Raw genomic sequence first — 14,438 nt, forward strand, 5'->3', positions numbered from 1 at the left:
AAGTCAGTACCGGTGGTTCGCCAAGACGGTCCGGCGACCCACCGGTCCACAGTTACAATAATCCGTATTACTCCTCCGGCCGAACGTTCGCCAGCCGCATCGCGTTGCCCGTCACTGCGAGGCTCATCCCCATGTCGCCGATGACGACGGCGTGGACGACGCTCACGAGGCCGAACGGCGCGGCGGCGGCCAGCACCGCCTTCACGCCCAGCGACGACCACACGTTCGTCTCGATGACGTGGTTGGCGCGGCGGGCGAGCGCGACGAGGTAGGGGAGCCGTGTCAGGTCGTCGCCCATCAGCGCCACGTCCGCCGTCTCGATGGCGGTGTCGGTGCCCGCGGCGCCCATCGCGACGCCCACCGTCGCTGCCGCCAGCGCCGGCGCGTCGTTGACGCCGTCGCCCACCATCGCCACGCCGCCCTCGGTCCGGTTCCACGGGAGGCGGGCGTCGTCGGCGTCCGCCGACTCGTCGACCATCTCGCGCACCACCTCGACTTTCTCTTCCGGCAGGAGGTCGGCGTACACCTCGTCGATGCCCACCTGCGCCGCGATGGCCTGTGCCGTCCGCTCGTTGTCGCCGGTGAGCATGACGATCCGGCCGATTCCGAGGTCGCGCAGGCGGGCGATGGATCGCTCGGCTTCGGGACGCACCGTGTCCGCGACGGCGATCACGCCCTCCAGTTCGTCTTCGGTCCCGACGAGGACGGCCGTCTTCCCCTCGCTCTGTAACCGTGGCACTAGGTCGTTGACGAGGTCGAGGTAGGTGCCGTGATCGCAGGTCGCGGGCTCGATGTCGTTGCCGACGGTCAGGCCCCCGTCCGTCTCGACGTGCGTGTGTTCGAGGTCGAACCCGAGGTCCTCGAACAGCGCCGGCTTGCCCGCGTAGTGGGTGACGCCGTCGAGGTCGGCGCGGACGCCCTCGCCGGTGATGGACTCGAAGGCCGACACCTCGCGATCCTCGACGCCCATCTCGCTCGCGTAGTCACAGATCGCCGCGGAGATAGGGTGTTCGCTCCGGCGCTCCAGCGACGACGCACACCGGAGCACGTCGGCCTCGCTCGAGCCGTTCAGCGCCACCACGTCCGTCACGCCGAGGTCGCCGGTCGTGATCGTCCCCGTCTTGTCGAGGGCGATGGCGTCCACCTCACCCATCGCCTCCAGCCGGTCGCCGCCCTTGATCAGGACGCCGTTACGCGCCGCGCTCGTGATCCCCGAGACGACGCTCACGGGCGTGCTGATGACGAACGCACAGGGACAGGAGATCACCAGCAGGGTCAGCCCGCGCGTGAACCACGTTTCGAGGGGGGCGCCGAGGAGGAGCGGCGGACCGACGGCGGTCGCGACCGCCAGTCCCACCACTACGGGCGTGTAGTAGTCCGCGAAGCGGTCGATGAACCGCTCACGCTCGGATTTGTCGCGCTCGGCGTCCTCGACGAGGTCGATGACTTTCGCCAGCGTCGACTCGCCGGCCGGCGCCGTCGTCTCCACCTCCAGATACCCTTCCTCGACGATGCTACCGGCGTACACCTCGTCGCCCTCGGTCGCGTCGACGGGGACGCTCTCGCCCGTGATCGGTGACTCGTCGACGGCGCTCGTTCCCTCCACGACCACGCCGTCGACGGGGATGCGTTCGCCCGGGCGCACGACCACCCGGTCGCCCACCGCCACGTCCTCGATGGCGACGGTCTCCTCCGCGCCGTCGCGGCGGACCGTCGCGGTATCTGGCGAGAGGTCCATCAGCTCCGACATCGAGGTGCGGGCGCGATCCATCGAGTACCGCTCCAGCAACTCGGACACCGAGAACAGCACCGCGAGCGTCGCCGCCTCGAAGGGCAGGTCGACCGCGATGGCGCCGATCACGCCAGCGCTCATCAGGAAGTCGATGTCGAGGCTCCGCGCCTTCGCGGAGTACCACCCGTTCCGCAGGATGGCCTGCCCCGCCACTGCCGCGGCGAGGACGTACAGCGCCCAGTCGAGGGTGATCGTCCGGCCCAACGGGGCCGCGAGCGTGGGGTTCGGCACGCCCAGATACTCGACGACGATGCCGGCAAGCAGGAGGGCGGCGCCGACGCCGGTCTTCAGCGCCCGGCGACTCCGCCAGACCGACTCCGTCTCCTCCTCGCCTTCGACCACCTCGTAGCCGGCATTCTCGACCCCCGCCACCACGTCGCCGCGGGTCGCCCGCCCGGGGTCGTAGGTTACGACGACCCGACCGGAGGCCGGCCGGGCGTCGTAGTCGAGGACGCCCTCGATCCGCGACAGCGCCGATTCGACCGTCCCCGCACACGACGAGCAGTCCATCGACGGCACGGAGAACGTCTCCGTCTCGGTGTCGGCCACGTCGTAGCCCGCGCCCTCCACCTGCGCCCGGATCGCCTCGCCCGTCGTCGCGCCGGGGTCGTACTCGACGACGAGCGTCCCGGTCGCGGGCCGCGGATCGACCGCGCCGACCCCCGACAGCGTCCGGACGCTCCGCTCGACCTTGCTCGCACACGACGCGCAGTCCATCGCCGGCACCGCGGCGCGGTACGTCGCGCCGTCACCGACCGGTTCGCCGGTGTCGTCGTCGCCCGGTTCGTCGGCGTCGCCGCTCGTCGCCGCGGGCGTGTGATCGTGCCCGTCCGCTCCCTCGTCGTGCCCGCCGTTCATTAGCCGTCCGTAACGGCTCCCCGGATATTAATCCTCCTGCCAGAAATAGGGTATCTCTTATGTTGTAGTTAGTAATAGAATCGGATTTTGTTAATAATTCGCCGGTCGCGCCGCCGAGCACCGGCGCACTGCGACGACGCTCGGTTTCGACGTGCTTTTTATCGGCGGCCGTCTGAATCCGGGCATGGCAGACTTCAAGGTCGTCGTTTCGGACCCCGAGACGGGTCGGACCGTACAGGTCGAGGTCGACGGACAGGACGCGAACCGGTTCCTCGGACGCGAACTCGGTGACGAGGTCGACGGCGGCGCCGTCGGCCTCGACGGCACCACGCTCGAACTGACTGGTGGGTCGGACAACGCCGGGCGCCCCCTGCGCTCGGACGTGGCCGGTCCCGCGCTGAAGGAACTCCTGCTGGAGGGCGGCGTCGGCTTCGCCCCCTCGCGTGACGGCGAGCGCAAGCGCGTCACCGTCCGCGGCCGCGAGATCAGCGACGAAGTCGCCCAGATCAACGTGACGGTCGTCGACGGCGACGCTGACTTCGACGCCCTGACTGGCGACGACGAGTAACCGTGCCCGACCGCGTCGCCAGCGACGGTGAGGCGGTGACAACCTATCGCGCTCGACTCGCCCGGAGCGGCGGCACTCGTCGCCCCTGTCTTCGCCTCCCCGACGACGTGGCTATCGAGGGTGACGATATCGTCCGTCTCGTCCTCGACGGCGACGAGTACCACGCTCGGGTCGAGAGCGACGCGGAGGGCTACCTGATTCGCGGCGCCTACGACAACCGTCGCCTCGCCCGTGCCGACGGCGAGGGCGAGAACCGCCTCGTCGAGTGGGTCCGCGGCACCGACCGCGAAACGGGACAGAGCGTCGACTTCGACGAGGTGACGCCCGGCTACCTCTACGGCGTTCGCGTCCCCGGCAAACGGGCGGTCTACTCGGTCACTCGCCAGCCCGATTCGTCGCTCTCCTCCATCGCCGAGGGGCTGGACGAGCGCTAGAGCTGCAGGGCCGTTCCGGCGAGCAACAGCGCACTCCCGAGCCACAGCAGTGCCAGTACCCACGTCGGCTGAGCGCCGATGTCGACGCTCACGCCGAACGGGGTCGCGCCCGGCCACACGAGGTTGGTAACTGCCGCGACGACGACGAGGACGCTCAGAACGACCGCCACGACGGTGAGGAGCCCGGCCGAGGATCGCAGGGAGAGGGCGTTGCTCGCCAGTAACGCGAGGCCGAACAGGGCGTACGTCAGCCGGGTGAAGCGCGTTCGATCCACGGCTGTCGACACGGCGACCGGGGGGAAAACCCCGTCGCTCCCCCGCCGCCGAAACGACCCTTCTTTACCGCTCGACCGCCTGCGGTCGGTATGACCGACTCCGACCTCGACGCCTTCCTCGCGGGCGACCGACTCGACCACGTCGTCCTCTTTCTCACCGACGACTACCTCGACGACGAGGGTACCATCGCCGACTACGGCCGCGTCGTCGACGGCGGCGTCGTCCTCGTCGTCCCCGGCGAGAAGGGGCGCCGACTCTTCTCGGCCGGCACCGGTATGGACGCGATGGAGTTCGCGAAGCAGGCGATGGGGACCGAGGGCGACATCGACCGCGACCTGCAGGGCGGCACCTGCCCCGACTGCGGCGACGGCGCCGCCTTCATCTTCGCGTTCGCGGAGGCCCAGAACGAGGAGGTGGGCGGCATCTACGCCGAGGGCGACGTGATCCACGCCTACGCCGCCTGCCCCGACGGCACCGCGTTCTCGGATCGCTGGGTCGTGGGCGAGGCGTAGTTACTCGTCGACCGAGCCGTCGCCCTCGCCTTCTTCCCCGGCTCCACGGCTCGCTCCGCTCGCCGTTCCGCTTCGAGGCCTCGCTTCACTCGGCCTCGCTCGCCACTCGTTCGAACGCCGCCAGAATCACCTGCTTCGTCGTGGCTCCCTCCGTCGTCCAGTGGTGAGCGTAGTCCAGCATGTCGTCGTAGATGTCGGGCTTACAGCCCGCGGCGCGGGGGTGGCCGCCGCCGTTCACCAGCCCAGCCACCTCGTGTGCGCGTTCGAACCCCTCGCTCCCGCGGATGCTGGCGCTCCCGGCGGGTTTGACGATCACCGCGGCGTCGGCTCCCCGTTCGCGGAGTGCCTCCGCCACCTCGTTCTGTGAACACCGGCCGTAGGTGACGCCGACGGTCCACGGGCCGACCGACTTCAGGTCGGCGCGGTCGATTGCCGCCTCGATCAGGTTCTCCTTCTCGACGCGCCGGTGATCGAGGTAGTCGACGACCGGGTCCGGGAGTGCGGGGCCGTACTGCCCCACCACCGTCACGTACTCCTCGGCGCTCGCCCAGTGGCTGTAGTCGGCCAGGTCGTCGCTCCGGGGGTCCTCCTTGATCCAGAGGTCGTGATCCCGGGTGACCGCCGCGAGGTCGACGAGGTGGTCGGGGAAGTCGTAGTCGAGCGATCGGAGCGCCACGTCGGCCGTACACTCCTCGTCGCTCTCGCCGACGACGAGGTCGACGCCCGCCTCGCGGACCGCGGTGGCAATTTCGTCGTCCCACTGGTGGTGGTCGAACCAGCGGACCGTCTCGGCCCGGGCGACCACCTGCTCGACCACTTCGATGACGGCCGCGTCGTCCGGGCAGAGGTCACAGACGTACACGTCGACGCCGGGGTCGACGTACGCCGCGACGCGTTCGAGGGCGGCGTCGAGGGAGTGGGGGCTCGCGGTGACGAGGCCGACCGGGGACTCCTCGCGGTCCTCCTCGTCCTCGTCCTCGTCGTCCGTCAGCGTCGGGTCGGTCCGCGCCGCCAGTGACTCCTCGAACGGCGCCACGTCGAGGGCGGCGTCGTACACTTCACGGAGGAGGGCGACACAGCCGAGGCCGTCGGCGTCGCCGTCGGCCACGACCACCGTCTCGGCGCCCTCGATGGCCTCCCGGGCGCGGCGGTCGGCGTACTCCTCGTCGAGCGAGTCGGGGTAGAAGAACCCGGCACCGGGGAGTCGCGACTTCCGCGAGAGCGAGAGGTCGTCGTCGTCGATGAGCGAATCGTCCATATCGGCCCGATGCGGGCCGATGGGAAGTATCCCGCGATCCGCAGGGGTGGCGTCTCATACGGATTATTGTAACTGTTTACCGGTGGTTCGTCGGACTGTCTCGGCGAACCACCGGTACTGACTTACAATAAACCGTATCAGGCCTCGGCTGGCGGCTCGTCTCCGCGTTCGCGCTCGCCGAGTTGTCGCACCGTCAGAACGGGCACGGGGCAGGTGCGGACGACGCGCTCCGCGACGCTTCCGATCAGGAACCGGTTCTCGCCGTGGCGGCCGCGAGTCCCCATCGCCACCACGTCGGCGTCGTGATCGACCGCGTACTCCCGAATCACCGTCGCCGGTCGTCCCTCGCGGACGGCGGTCGTGACGGGGCGGTCCGCGGTGTCGACCACCTCGTCGAGCGCCGCCTGCCCGGAGTCGTCGAGGGCAGCGCGCATCTCCTCGCGCACCTGTTCGGGCGAGGCTGCCACCTCCCCCTCGTCGACGACGTAGAGGGCGTGCACGTCGGCGTCGAACCGCTCGGCGAAATCGAGGGCGACGCGGACGGCCCGGCGGACGCTCTCCGACCCGTCGGTCGCGATGACGATGGTGTCGAACTCCGGCATACGTTCGCTTTCGTCGGGTCGGCGTATAAACCCGGTGTCCGCCGATGGGGGAGCGTTTTTGCCCGTGGCCCGCGCACGCCTCGGCATGACCGTTCCGCTCTCGCCCTCGCTCGTGCTCGTCCCCGTCGACGGGAGCGAGGAGTCGCTCACCGCCGTCGAGTACGCCGTCGCCATCGCCGACGAGTACGACGCCGCGGTTCATGCGCTCTACGTCGTCAGCGAGGACATGGCCCGCGCCATCGACGCCGGCGCCGTCGACGACGCCTCCCTCGCCGCCGACAGCGAGGCGTTCATGCAGGCCGTCATGAACCTCGTCGAAGACGCGGGCGTGTCGCTCTCGACGTCGATGGCCTACGGCTTCTCGACCCGTCAACTGTCGCGGCACCCGGGGAGCGTCGTCCTCGACACCGCGGAAGAACTCGGCGCCGACTTCGTCGTCGTCCCGCGCGAACCCGTCTCCGGCGACCCCGACGAAGTGCTCGCGAAGGCCGCCGAGTACGTCCTCCTCTACGCGAGCCAGCCCATCCTCTCAGTGTAGTCGGGTGTCTCGGAAGTCACCTACGAGCAGTTACGATCACCCCTGTAGCCGGATCGTCATCTCGTGTTCGAAGCTCTCGGTGTCGCTGGCGACGAACCCCACCTTCTCGTAGAGCGAGATGGCCGGATCGTTCCAGCGCTCGACCGTGAGCCACACCCGTTCGATCCCCGCCTCCTTCCCCGCACCGAGTAGCGTTTCGAGGAGGCCCGTCCCGATGCCCGCGCCTTGGTAGTCTTGGAGGACGAAGATGGCGAGTTCTGCGGTCTTCTCCCCGTCAGGGACGAGCGTCGCGTGCCCGACGACGGCGTCGTCGTGGTTCGCGACGACGTTCACCGTCTCCTCGCCCGTGATCGTGTCCAGCCAGTCGGCGATGCGTTTCTCGCCCGTCGGCGGGATGCCCTGTGCCCGGTCGGCGGGGTCGAACGCGTCGTACATGGCTTCGAGCGCGTCGCGATCCAGTGTCTCGTCGTACCGCCGCACCGTGATCGGGCGCCCTTCCCGGTCTTCGATCGTCGTCGGCGGTTCGGGGAACGGACTCGCCGGTTCGTCGGGGTAAGCCTTGTCGTCGGTCATCGGACGAGCGTCACCGAGACGTGGGAGTTCAACAGGACGAACTCCGAGATGCTGCCGAGTTTGATCTTGCCCATCGGACTGGTCTCGCCGCCGCCGAGGATGATCCGGTCGAACCCTTCCCGCTCGGCCAGTTCGACGAGTTCGCTCCCCGGGTCGCCCTCCAGATGTCGAATCGCCGCCTCCACGCCAGCGTCGTCGAGGATCGCCTGCGCCCGGCGTTCGATATCCGCCGGCTCCGTGTCCGTCGCCGGGTTCCGGAGGATCGCGACCGTCAGGTCGTCACCGGTCTCGGCGGCGCGGTCGACCGCACGCTCCAGTGCGCGCATCGAGTCGTCGCTCCCGCCGATGCCCAGCAGTAGTTTCATGCCCGTTCCGTCGGCGGCGCGAGTGAAAAAGGTACGCGCCATTCCCGTTCGATGCGGATCGTTGGAAGTCGTTTCCGGCCGTCCCGGCCCCCGCGGTCGGCGACGACCGGGACACCGTTCCAACGATCCGTCTGACGCCCGGCGGACACCGACGGAACCCTTTTCCACCGCCGCACGGAATCCCGGCGTATGAGCGACGACTCGACGGCTGACGGGCCTGCGGACGACGATGGCGCGGCCGCCGCCGCGGACGATGGCGCGGCCGCCGCCGCGGACGATGGCGCGGACGACGGCGCGGCCGCCGCACCGTCCGCCCCATCGTCGGCGTCCGGGTCCGACGCCGATCCTGCGGGTACCGCCGCAACGATGACCGACGTGCCTCCCGACGTGCGCAAGTACGAACGCTTCAAGAAGATGGACGGCGCCCAGTACGAACGGGTCAACGACTTCCTCCGCGACCGGACGTACATCACCGCCCGCGAGTGGGCCATCGCCCGCCTCTGTGTCGACTTCCGCACCGAAACCGGCGTCGAGATGACCAAGATCGGGGAGAATCTGCCCGAACTCGTCCCCTTCATGACCGACACCTACTCGCCGCAGGCGGTCAATCAGGCCCGCTCCGCCTTCGAGGACAAGGTCCAGAAAGCCGGCGCCACCTTCCTCTACGGCGCCATGTCGGGCTTCTTCACCGCCGAAGAGCTAGACGAAATGATGTACGAGGTGACCGAAATCGCCAAGTTCCTGCTGGAAGTCGAGGGGGTCGACCTCGCCGTCGCGGAGGAACTCGACGCCGAGGACCGCATCTCCGAGGTGATGCGCGAGGTGCGCGAGTCCAGCGAGAACCTCCGCGACGACCTCGAATAGCTTATCCGCGCACGTTCTCGCCGTCGTCCACGTCGAAGGTATCCATCGCCCCGTCGTAGACGCGTTCTCCCCGAACGAGCGTCCACGCCGGGAAGACGCCCGGTCGTCCCTCGAACGGCGTCCACCCACACTTCGAGTGGAGCCGCCGCCCCTCGATGTCACGCGGCCGATCCAGATCGTACAGTGCCAGATCGGCGTCCATCCCCGCCTCGATCCGTCCCTTTCGCTCCAGGTCGAACGTCGCCGCCGGGGTCGCCGCCGTCAGGTCGCGGACGCGTTCGACCGTCAGCGGGCCGTCCAGCGTCTCGGCCAGCAAGAGGGGGACCATCGTCTCGACGCCGGGAACGCCGCTCGGGGCCTCCAGCAGCGTCGCTTCCTTCTCTGCCCGCGTATGCGGCGCGTGATCCGTGGCGATCACGTCCACCCGGCCGCCGACGACGCGTTCGTAGAGAGCTTCCCGACGCGCCTCGCTCCGGAGTGGCGGGTTCATCCGGCCGAAGGTTCCGAGGTCGTCGAGGTCGTCCCGCGAGAGCAGGCAGTGGTGGGGTGTCACTTCGCAGGTCACCGTCTCGGGCGCGTCGGCGACGATGTCGACCGCCTCGGGCGTGCTGGTGTGGGCGATGTGGAGACGCGCGCCGGCGTCGGCGCCGAGTTCGACGGCGCGCTCGACGGCCGCAATCTCGGCGTCGGCGTCGCGGTAAGCGCTCCACGCGTCGGCGTTCGCCTCTTTCCCTGTTCCCTGCCCCGCGGCGTCACGCGCGCCCTCGTCGAATAGCGTCGCGTCCTCGGCGTGGACGGTCACCGGTACCCCCGCCTCGGCGGCGCGGTGGACCGCGTCCTCGAACAGGTCGCCGTCGATACCCATCTCGCCCGTCGAATCCGCGAGAAACACCTCGCCCAGCGCGAAGATGGGGCGGTCGAACAGCGTCTCGGGATCCCAGTCGGGCGTGACGCCGCCGTTGATGCCGTAGTCGACCAGCGAGTGTCGGGCACAGAGTTCTTTCTGGTCGTAGGCGGCACCGGTCGTCGTCGGCGGGTCGGTGTTGGGCTGGTCGACGACGGTCGTGACGCCGCCCGCGGCGGCGCTTCGCGACCCGGTTCGCCACGTCTCCTTGTGCGGGGCGCCCGGTTCCCGGAAGTGGACGTGGACGTCGATGGCGCCGGGCAACAGGAGTCGTTCCCGAGCGTCGATCACCTCTCCCACCGCGTCGAGACCGGAGCCGACGGCGTCGATGCGCTCCCCCTCGATGCGAACGTCGCGCACGCGGCCGTCCGCGAGCGTCGCGTTCCTGACGAGCATATCCAGTCGTTCGCCCGTACCGTGGTAATACTGCCGACTGTCCGTCGAGCGGGATTCGCCACTCCGGCTGGCGAATCTCCCGACCCAGTGACGGCCGGAAGCGAGCGTGTGCGGTCAGACTTCGTGGATCGTCGTCGCCGCGTCCCCCACCAGTTCCCGTTCGACAGCCTCGACGACGCGTGCCGGGTCGCTCGGCCCCCCCGCCGCCGCGACGCTCCCGACGCTCGCGGGGTCGAACGGCTGACCGAGCGCGTCGTACACCGCCGCGAGCACCGACGCGAACGCGTCGCGGTCCGCGACGACGACACAGCCAGCGACGAGGGCGGCGTCGGTGCGGACGCGCTGGGCGATGCCCACGAGTTTCCCCGCGCACTGCAGCGAGTGACTCCCCGGACAGAACGAATCGGTCGGTTCACCGGGTTCGGCGTCGACACCGAGGCTCGCCAGCGCCCGCCGCAGGCGTGCCGCCGCCGCCGCGTAGCGGTCGTCGAGACCCGTCCGCGGCGACTCGACCGGGACGGCGTGGGCGAACGCGACCGTCGATCCCGTGTAGGCGACGGCCCGGCCGCCCACCCGGCGCTCGACGGGTTCGAACCCTCGCTCGCGAGCGGCGGCGCGGGCGCGGTCGTAGCCCGGTTCCGCCGCGTCGCGCCGTCCGAAGGCCACCTGCCGGTGCGGCGTCCACACCCGGACCGCCGGCTCCCCCGTCTCGGCCGTCCGGTCGAGCATCGCGCCGGTCCGTTTCCGGTCGGCCGAAATCGTCGCTGCTCGGCCCCTGAGGACGCGCATGGTCGCCGAACGTGTCCGACACATATAGCTCCGGCCGTCATCCAGCGAGCGTATAAGCCCCCTCGCCCAAGCCTCGCTATGGTCACGGTCCCGGCGTCGACGCTCGCCCAGTATCGGCGGTTCTCGCTCTACAACTCCCCGTACGACGCCCACGACCACGGCTGCGCCATCGACTGCTACCCCGAGACCAACCGCGGTCTCTCGCCCGTCGCCGGCGAGGTGCTCGACACCCGGACCGTGCGCGCTCCTTCCCGATCCTACGCTGTCGACGAGGATCACCTGATCCTGATCGACACCGGCGAACACGTCGCCCGCATCCTCCACGTCGACCCGGCGGTCGAACCCGGCGACGCCGTCGCCGTCGGCGACTCGCTCGGCGAGATGGTACGCTCGGGCTTTTTCGCACCGTGGGTCGACAACCACGTCCACCTCGGCTTCCGCGACCCGGACGTGAACCCATATCGCGCCGCCGGGTCGCTCACGGTCGAGGTGGCCGTCGACGTTCGTCCCCTCGACTGGGACGGTACCGGTCGCGTCCGCGAGGTCGGCGAGACGTACGTCGTCCTCGACGACCCGGCGCACCCGGAGCCCGGGACGTGGGCGGGGCTGGCCGGCGGGCCGGGCGTCGTCCTCGACGGCGGCTGTCCCCACTACGACGGGGGTGGCATCCTCCCGGCTGCCGACGGAACCGCGCCCGTCTCTGTCGCCGGATCGCGCGTCGGCCTCGCCGACGGCCGCGACGTGACGTGGGACGACATCACGCTCGTCGCGAACGACCGCCGGATCGAGGGACTGTCACTCTTTATCGCCCGCGACGCCGACTTCGGGGCGAAACTCGTCTGCCCGGGACACGACTTCGACCCCGGCGACCAGGTCACGGTGACCGTGCGACGGGCGTGACTTGCCAGTCCGGTGGCGACCGCACACGCCCACGGGAGACTTTTGACGCCCCTTCTCCAACGGACGGTACGATGAGCGACGACCCCGACGCGTCGGATCGTCCCGTGGACCGGGAATCTCCGGTCGGTGAACCCGTCGTTCGCGCCGACCCCGCGGTGACGGGCGAGCGGGCGACCGAGGCCGTCGGTTTCGACCCCGACGACCCCGAGAGCGTCCAGCTCGCCGCCGACACCGTGCGCTCCTTCGCGGAGAACACCGTCGGCTCCGAGGATCACGTCTACATGCTCCGCGGGGCGGCGGCGTGTGCGGCGCTGGTTCGGGGCGTCGGCTCCTACAAGGCGGCCGCGGAACGCGCCGGCGGCGACGTATCAGTCGCCTTCATTCGGAAGTGGGCGCGGGTGCACGACCTGCCGCAGGCCATCCGCCGACACGTCGCCCGCGGGACTATCGCCCCCACCGCCGCGAAGCACATCGCGCGCGTCTCCGGCGACGACCGCTACGCGCTGGCGTGGGCGACGCTCGAACACGACCTCACTGTGCGCGAGATTCGTCGCCTCGCCAGCGAGGTTGGCAACGGTGCGTCCGTCGAGGCCGCCCTCGACGACCGCGACCTCACGCTCGGACACATGGACGTGACCCTCCCGCCCGACCAGTACATCGAACTCCGGCGGCGAGCGTCGGTCGAGAACCGCGACCCCGACGACCTGTTGGCGGCCGCGCTGGACGAGTTTCTGGAGTTGTGAGCGAAACTGAACTGCACCAATAAGTTTGTAGTCACGCTAGATTTTCATCGGTTGCAAGACTAATATTGATAATTATGAGCGGAGCTACCCATCCAAAAACGCGGGGACAACAGAGCGAAGCGGCTGTACTTCATGCATTTGTACGGCACGAGATTCCCGTTCTTCAGCCGTTTGGAGACAATGAGCGATACGATATCGTTGTCGAAATATCTGACACATTTTATAAAATACAGGTCAAGACAGGTCGCCTCGAAAACGGTCGTATTCAGTTTGAGACGAGGAGTACCGGTACGCTCACTCGACAGATAGAGAAAGAGAGTTACGAAGGCCAAATTGACGCCTTCGCGGTCTACTCTCCAGATTCCGGTGACACGTATGTAGTTCCGATTTCGGATGCACCTAGTACGAGCATGAGTCTCCGTATCACAGATCCCGAAAAAGCATCGCCAAATATCAACTGGGCGGATGATTTCGGGATCGACTCTTGGATATCGTCACGCCGATGAATCCAGCATCGTAAGTGTTTACACCCCCGCTGACATCCTTCAATTAGGGGCCGGTAGCTCAGTCAGGCAGAGCGTCTGGCTTTTAACGTGGCCGCCCGGTTGAACGGGAGGTTGCGGAAGTGACCAGACGGTCGGGGGTTCAACTCCCTCCCGGCCCGTTTTCCTGCGAACGTCAGTGAGCAGTGAAAACGCCCGAGGGTGTTGAACCACGCGAGACGAGCGGTAGCGAGTCTCGCAATCGGGTTCAACTCCCTCCCGGCCCGTTATCCAACCACCACCAGCCGCGCCTCAGTCTGCCGCTCGCCGTCGACGACGACGCCCACCGTGTGCTGGCCGCCGTCGGGATTCTGCGTCACGCTGTACTCCAGAAACAGGGCGCCGTCGGTCGGTGGCTGGGCGAAAGTCACGACGAAGATGCCGTCGGCGCCGATCCGTGCCGTGTCGACGGTCACCGGCCGGTCGTCGTCGGTCCGGACCCGCACGCCGCGTTCGGGCACCACCGTCGCGTCGAGCGGGCGGTAGTCGAGTTCGACGCACGCCGTCGGCTCGTCCACTTCGAGGACGAGCGTGTGGGAGACGGGGTCGCTCGTCGTGCCCGGCAGCGCGGGTTCGGCGAGGAGCGTCGCCCGTGGCTCGCGTGGATCGGCTGTCGGTTCGGCCGCCGACGCGACCGGCGTCCAGCACGCCACGTCGAAGGTGGTCGGTTCTGGGGGGGTACTCGGCACTGACTCGGTTGCTTGGGCCGCCTGCGACACCTCGCTGGTTTCCCGAGGTGCTTGTAACACCTCGCTGTCGGCGGCGAGCGCGCGGTCCCGAAGCCGCGATGGGGGGTGGCTCACCAGCCGTCGGAGCGTCGCCTGCGGCAGCCGTCGTCGGTTTCGGGAAGACACGCCGAACGCATTGTCGTCGTCCTCCGTCAGTAACCGGACCATGTGGACGGCTAATCGGGGATTAATCCAGCCGTTCGCCCTGATAGCTTCCGTCGTACGTACCGTCGTGGTTCGCCTCGGCGAACACGAGCTGGGCGATGCGGGCGCCGGGTTCGATCTCCACGTCCCGGTGGACGGCGAGGAGTCCCTCGCCACGGCCCTCGTAGCCGGCGTCCCAGACGGCAGTGTGGAGCATACAGCCGTTGCGCATGAGTGACGAGCGGGGGTAGACGAAGCCAATATGCCCCTCCGGGATTCGGATCTGCTCGCCGTAGCGGGCGATGTAGCCGCCCGCAGGGAGGACGTACGCCCCGTCTTCGGGCTCGATCGGTTCGCGCTCGGCGACGTGTTTCCCGTCGCGGCCGATCCGTCCGCGCTCGGTCGGTTCGAGGACCGCGTCGACGGTCAGGTCGACGCCGTTGGGCTGGACCTGTTCGGGGGCGACGGGGTTGATATGGTCGGCGACGAAGGACCCGGCACGGAACATATCGGTGCCTCATCGAGGGCGGACAAAACCGTGGCGGTCCAGCCGGTGACCCACGAAAAACGCTCGCAATCGGTCTAACTCTTGCGGTAGAGGCCTCGGTCGGGTGGTTTAGAGCGGATCAACGCGGGATTTATATCCGTCGGC

Annotated in this window: 18 protein-coding genes and 1 tRNA gene; 9 read left to right on the forward strand and 10 right to left on the reverse strand. The window is 68.7% G+C overall.

What is annotated here, in order from left to right:
- Positions 1-67 precede the first annotated feature (67 nt).
- Positions 68-2,650 (reverse strand): heavy metal translocating P-type ATPase, encoded by a 2,583-nt coding sequence (locus tag DU502_RS02520; RefSeq protein ID WP_121919939.1) that lies wholly within the window; start codon positions 2,648-2,650, stop codon positions 68-70.
- A 184-nt stretch (positions 2,651-2,834) separates the two neighbouring features.
- On the opposite strand from DU502_RS02520, the gene DU502_RS02525 reads away from it, so the two are divergent.
- A complete protein-coding gene (locus tag DU502_RS02525) occupies positions 2,835-3,218 on the forward strand; it encodes a 30S ribosomal protein S6e (RefSeq protein WP_121919938.1) in 384 nt (127 codons plus the stop codon).
- Positions 3,219-3,220: 2 nt separating this feature from the next.
- Positions 3,221-3,652, forward strand: coding sequence for a DUF7112 family protein (locus DU502_RS02530; protein WP_121919937.1), 432 nt, complete (start codon positions 3,221-3,223; stop codon positions 3,650-3,652).
- Here the strand turns inward: DU502_RS02530 and DU502_RS02535 are convergent.
- On the reverse strand, positions 3,649-3,927 hold the full coding sequence (locus DU502_RS02535; RefSeq protein WP_121919936.1) for a hypothetical protein: 279 nt from the start codon (positions 3,925-3,927) through the stop codon (positions 3,649-3,651). The two genes, DU502_RS02530 and DU502_RS02535, sit on opposite strands and share 4 nt — an antisense overlap.
- A 90-nt stretch (positions 3,928-4,017) precedes the next feature.
- On the opposite strand from DU502_RS02535, the gene DU502_RS02540 reads away from it, so the two are divergent.
- Positions 4,018-4,440, forward strand: coding sequence for a DUF5807 family protein (locus tag DU502_RS02540; protein WP_121919935.1), 423 nt, complete (start codon positions 4,018-4,020; stop codon positions 4,438-4,440).
- An 85-nt stretch (positions 4,441-4,525) separates the two neighbouring features.
- Here DU502_RS02540 and DU502_RS02545 read toward each other — a convergent pair whose 3' ends face one another.
- Positions 4,526-5,698, reverse strand: a complete 1,173-nt coding sequence (locus DU502_RS02545; RefSeq protein ID WP_121919934.1) for a DHH family phosphoesterase — start codon at positions 5,696-5,698, stop codon at positions 4,526-4,528.
- 137 nt (positions 5,699-5,835) lie between these two features.
- Positions 5,836-6,300: a universal stress protein gene (locus DU502_RS02550; RefSeq protein WP_121919933.1), complete on the reverse strand. Its 465-nt coding sequence runs from the start codon at positions 6,298-6,300 to the stop codon at positions 5,836-5,838.
- 85 nt (positions 6,301-6,385) lie between these two features.
- Here DU502_RS02550 and DU502_RS02555 point away from each other — a divergent pair, with 85 nt between their 5' ends.
- Positions 6,386-6,838: a universal stress protein gene (locus tag DU502_RS02555; protein ID WP_121919932.1), complete on the forward strand. Its 453-nt coding sequence runs from the start codon at positions 6,386-6,388 to the stop codon at positions 6,836-6,838.
- Positions 6,839-6,874: 36 nt separating this feature from the next.
- On the opposite strand, the gene DU502_RS02560 is transcribed toward DU502_RS02555, so the two are convergent.
- The gene (locus DU502_RS02560) at positions 6,875-7,411 is read right to left on the reverse strand and encodes a GNAT family N-acetyltransferase (RefSeq protein WP_121919931.1); all 537 of its coding nucleotides are present in this window, start codon (positions 7,409-7,411) and stop codon (positions 6,875-6,877) included.
- Positions 7,408-7,776: a universal stress protein gene (locus DU502_RS02565; protein ID WP_121919930.1), complete on the reverse strand. Its 369-nt coding sequence runs from the start codon at positions 7,774-7,776 to the stop codon at positions 7,408-7,410. Before DU502_RS02565 ends, DU502_RS02560 begins: the two co-directional genes overlap by 4 nt.
- A gap of 189 nt (positions 7,777-7,965) precedes the next feature.
- Between DU502_RS02565 and DU502_RS02570 the strand changes: the two genes are divergently transcribed.
- Complete coding sequence (locus DU502_RS02570; protein WP_121919929.1) at positions 7,966-8,640, forward strand: DUF5806 family protein; 675 nt, start codon at positions 7,966-7,968, stop codon at positions 8,638-8,640.
- Between the two features lies 1 nt (position 8,641).
- Here DU502_RS02570 and DU502_RS02575 read toward each other — a convergent pair whose 3' ends face one another.
- Positions 8,642-9,940, reverse strand: a complete 1,299-nt coding sequence (locus DU502_RS02575) for a dihydroorotase (protein ID WP_121919928.1) — start codon at positions 9,938-9,940, stop codon at positions 8,642-8,644.
- 114 nt (positions 9,941-10,054) lie between these two features.
- Positions 10,055-10,729 (reverse strand): lipoyl protein ligase domain-containing protein, encoded by a 675-nt coding sequence (locus DU502_RS02580; protein ID WP_121919927.1) that lies wholly within the window; start codon positions 10,727-10,729, stop codon positions 10,055-10,057.
- Between the two features lie 78 nt (positions 10,730-10,807).
- Here DU502_RS02580 and DU502_RS02585 point away from each other — a divergent pair, with 78 nt between their 5' ends.
- From DU502_RS02585 to DU502_RS02600, 4 genes are all read left to right on the forward strand, one after another.
- Positions 10,808-11,629: a hypothetical protein gene (locus DU502_RS02585; RefSeq protein WP_121919926.1), complete on the forward strand. Its 822-nt coding sequence runs from the start codon at positions 10,808-10,810 to the stop codon at positions 11,627-11,629.
- Positions 11,630-11,700: 71 nt separating this feature from the next.
- A complete protein-coding gene (locus DU502_RS02590) occupies positions 11,701-12,372 on the forward strand; it encodes a DUF7119 family protein (protein ID WP_121919925.1) in 672 nt (223 codons plus the stop codon).
- A gap of 74 nt (positions 12,373-12,446) precedes the next feature.
- Positions 12,447-12,878 carry a group I intron-associated PD-(D/E)XK endonuclease gene (locus DU502_RS19010; protein WP_121919924.1) on the forward strand — a complete coding sequence of 144 codons (432 nt, stop codon included), beginning with the start codon at positions 12,447-12,449 and terminating at the stop codon, positions 12,876-12,878.
- 47 nt (positions 12,879-12,925) lie between these two features.
- Positions 12,926-13,036: transfer RNA gene (locus DU502_RS02600), tRNA-Lys, on the forward strand.
- A gap of 105 nt (positions 13,037-13,141) precedes the next feature.
- On the opposite strand, the gene DU502_RS02605 is transcribed toward DU502_RS02600, so the two are convergent.
- Positions 13,142-13,810, reverse strand: a complete 669-nt coding sequence (locus DU502_RS02605; protein WP_121919923.1) for a hypothetical protein — start codon at positions 13,808-13,810, stop codon at positions 13,142-13,144.
- Positions 13,811-13,829: 19 nt separating this feature from the next.
- Positions 13,830-14,294 (reverse strand): deoxyuridine 5'-triphosphate nucleotidohydrolase, encoded by a 465-nt coding sequence (locus DU502_RS02610; RefSeq protein WP_121919922.1) that lies wholly within the window; start codon positions 14,292-14,294, stop codon positions 13,830-13,832.
- Between the last annotated feature and the right edge of the window lie 144 nt (positions 14,295-14,438).

It is taken from the genome of Haloplanus aerogenes, from assembly GCF_003856835.1.
Taxonomy (GTDB): domain Archaea; phylum Halobacteriota; class Halobacteria; order Halobacteriales; family Haloferacaceae; genus Haloplanus; species Haloplanus aerogenes.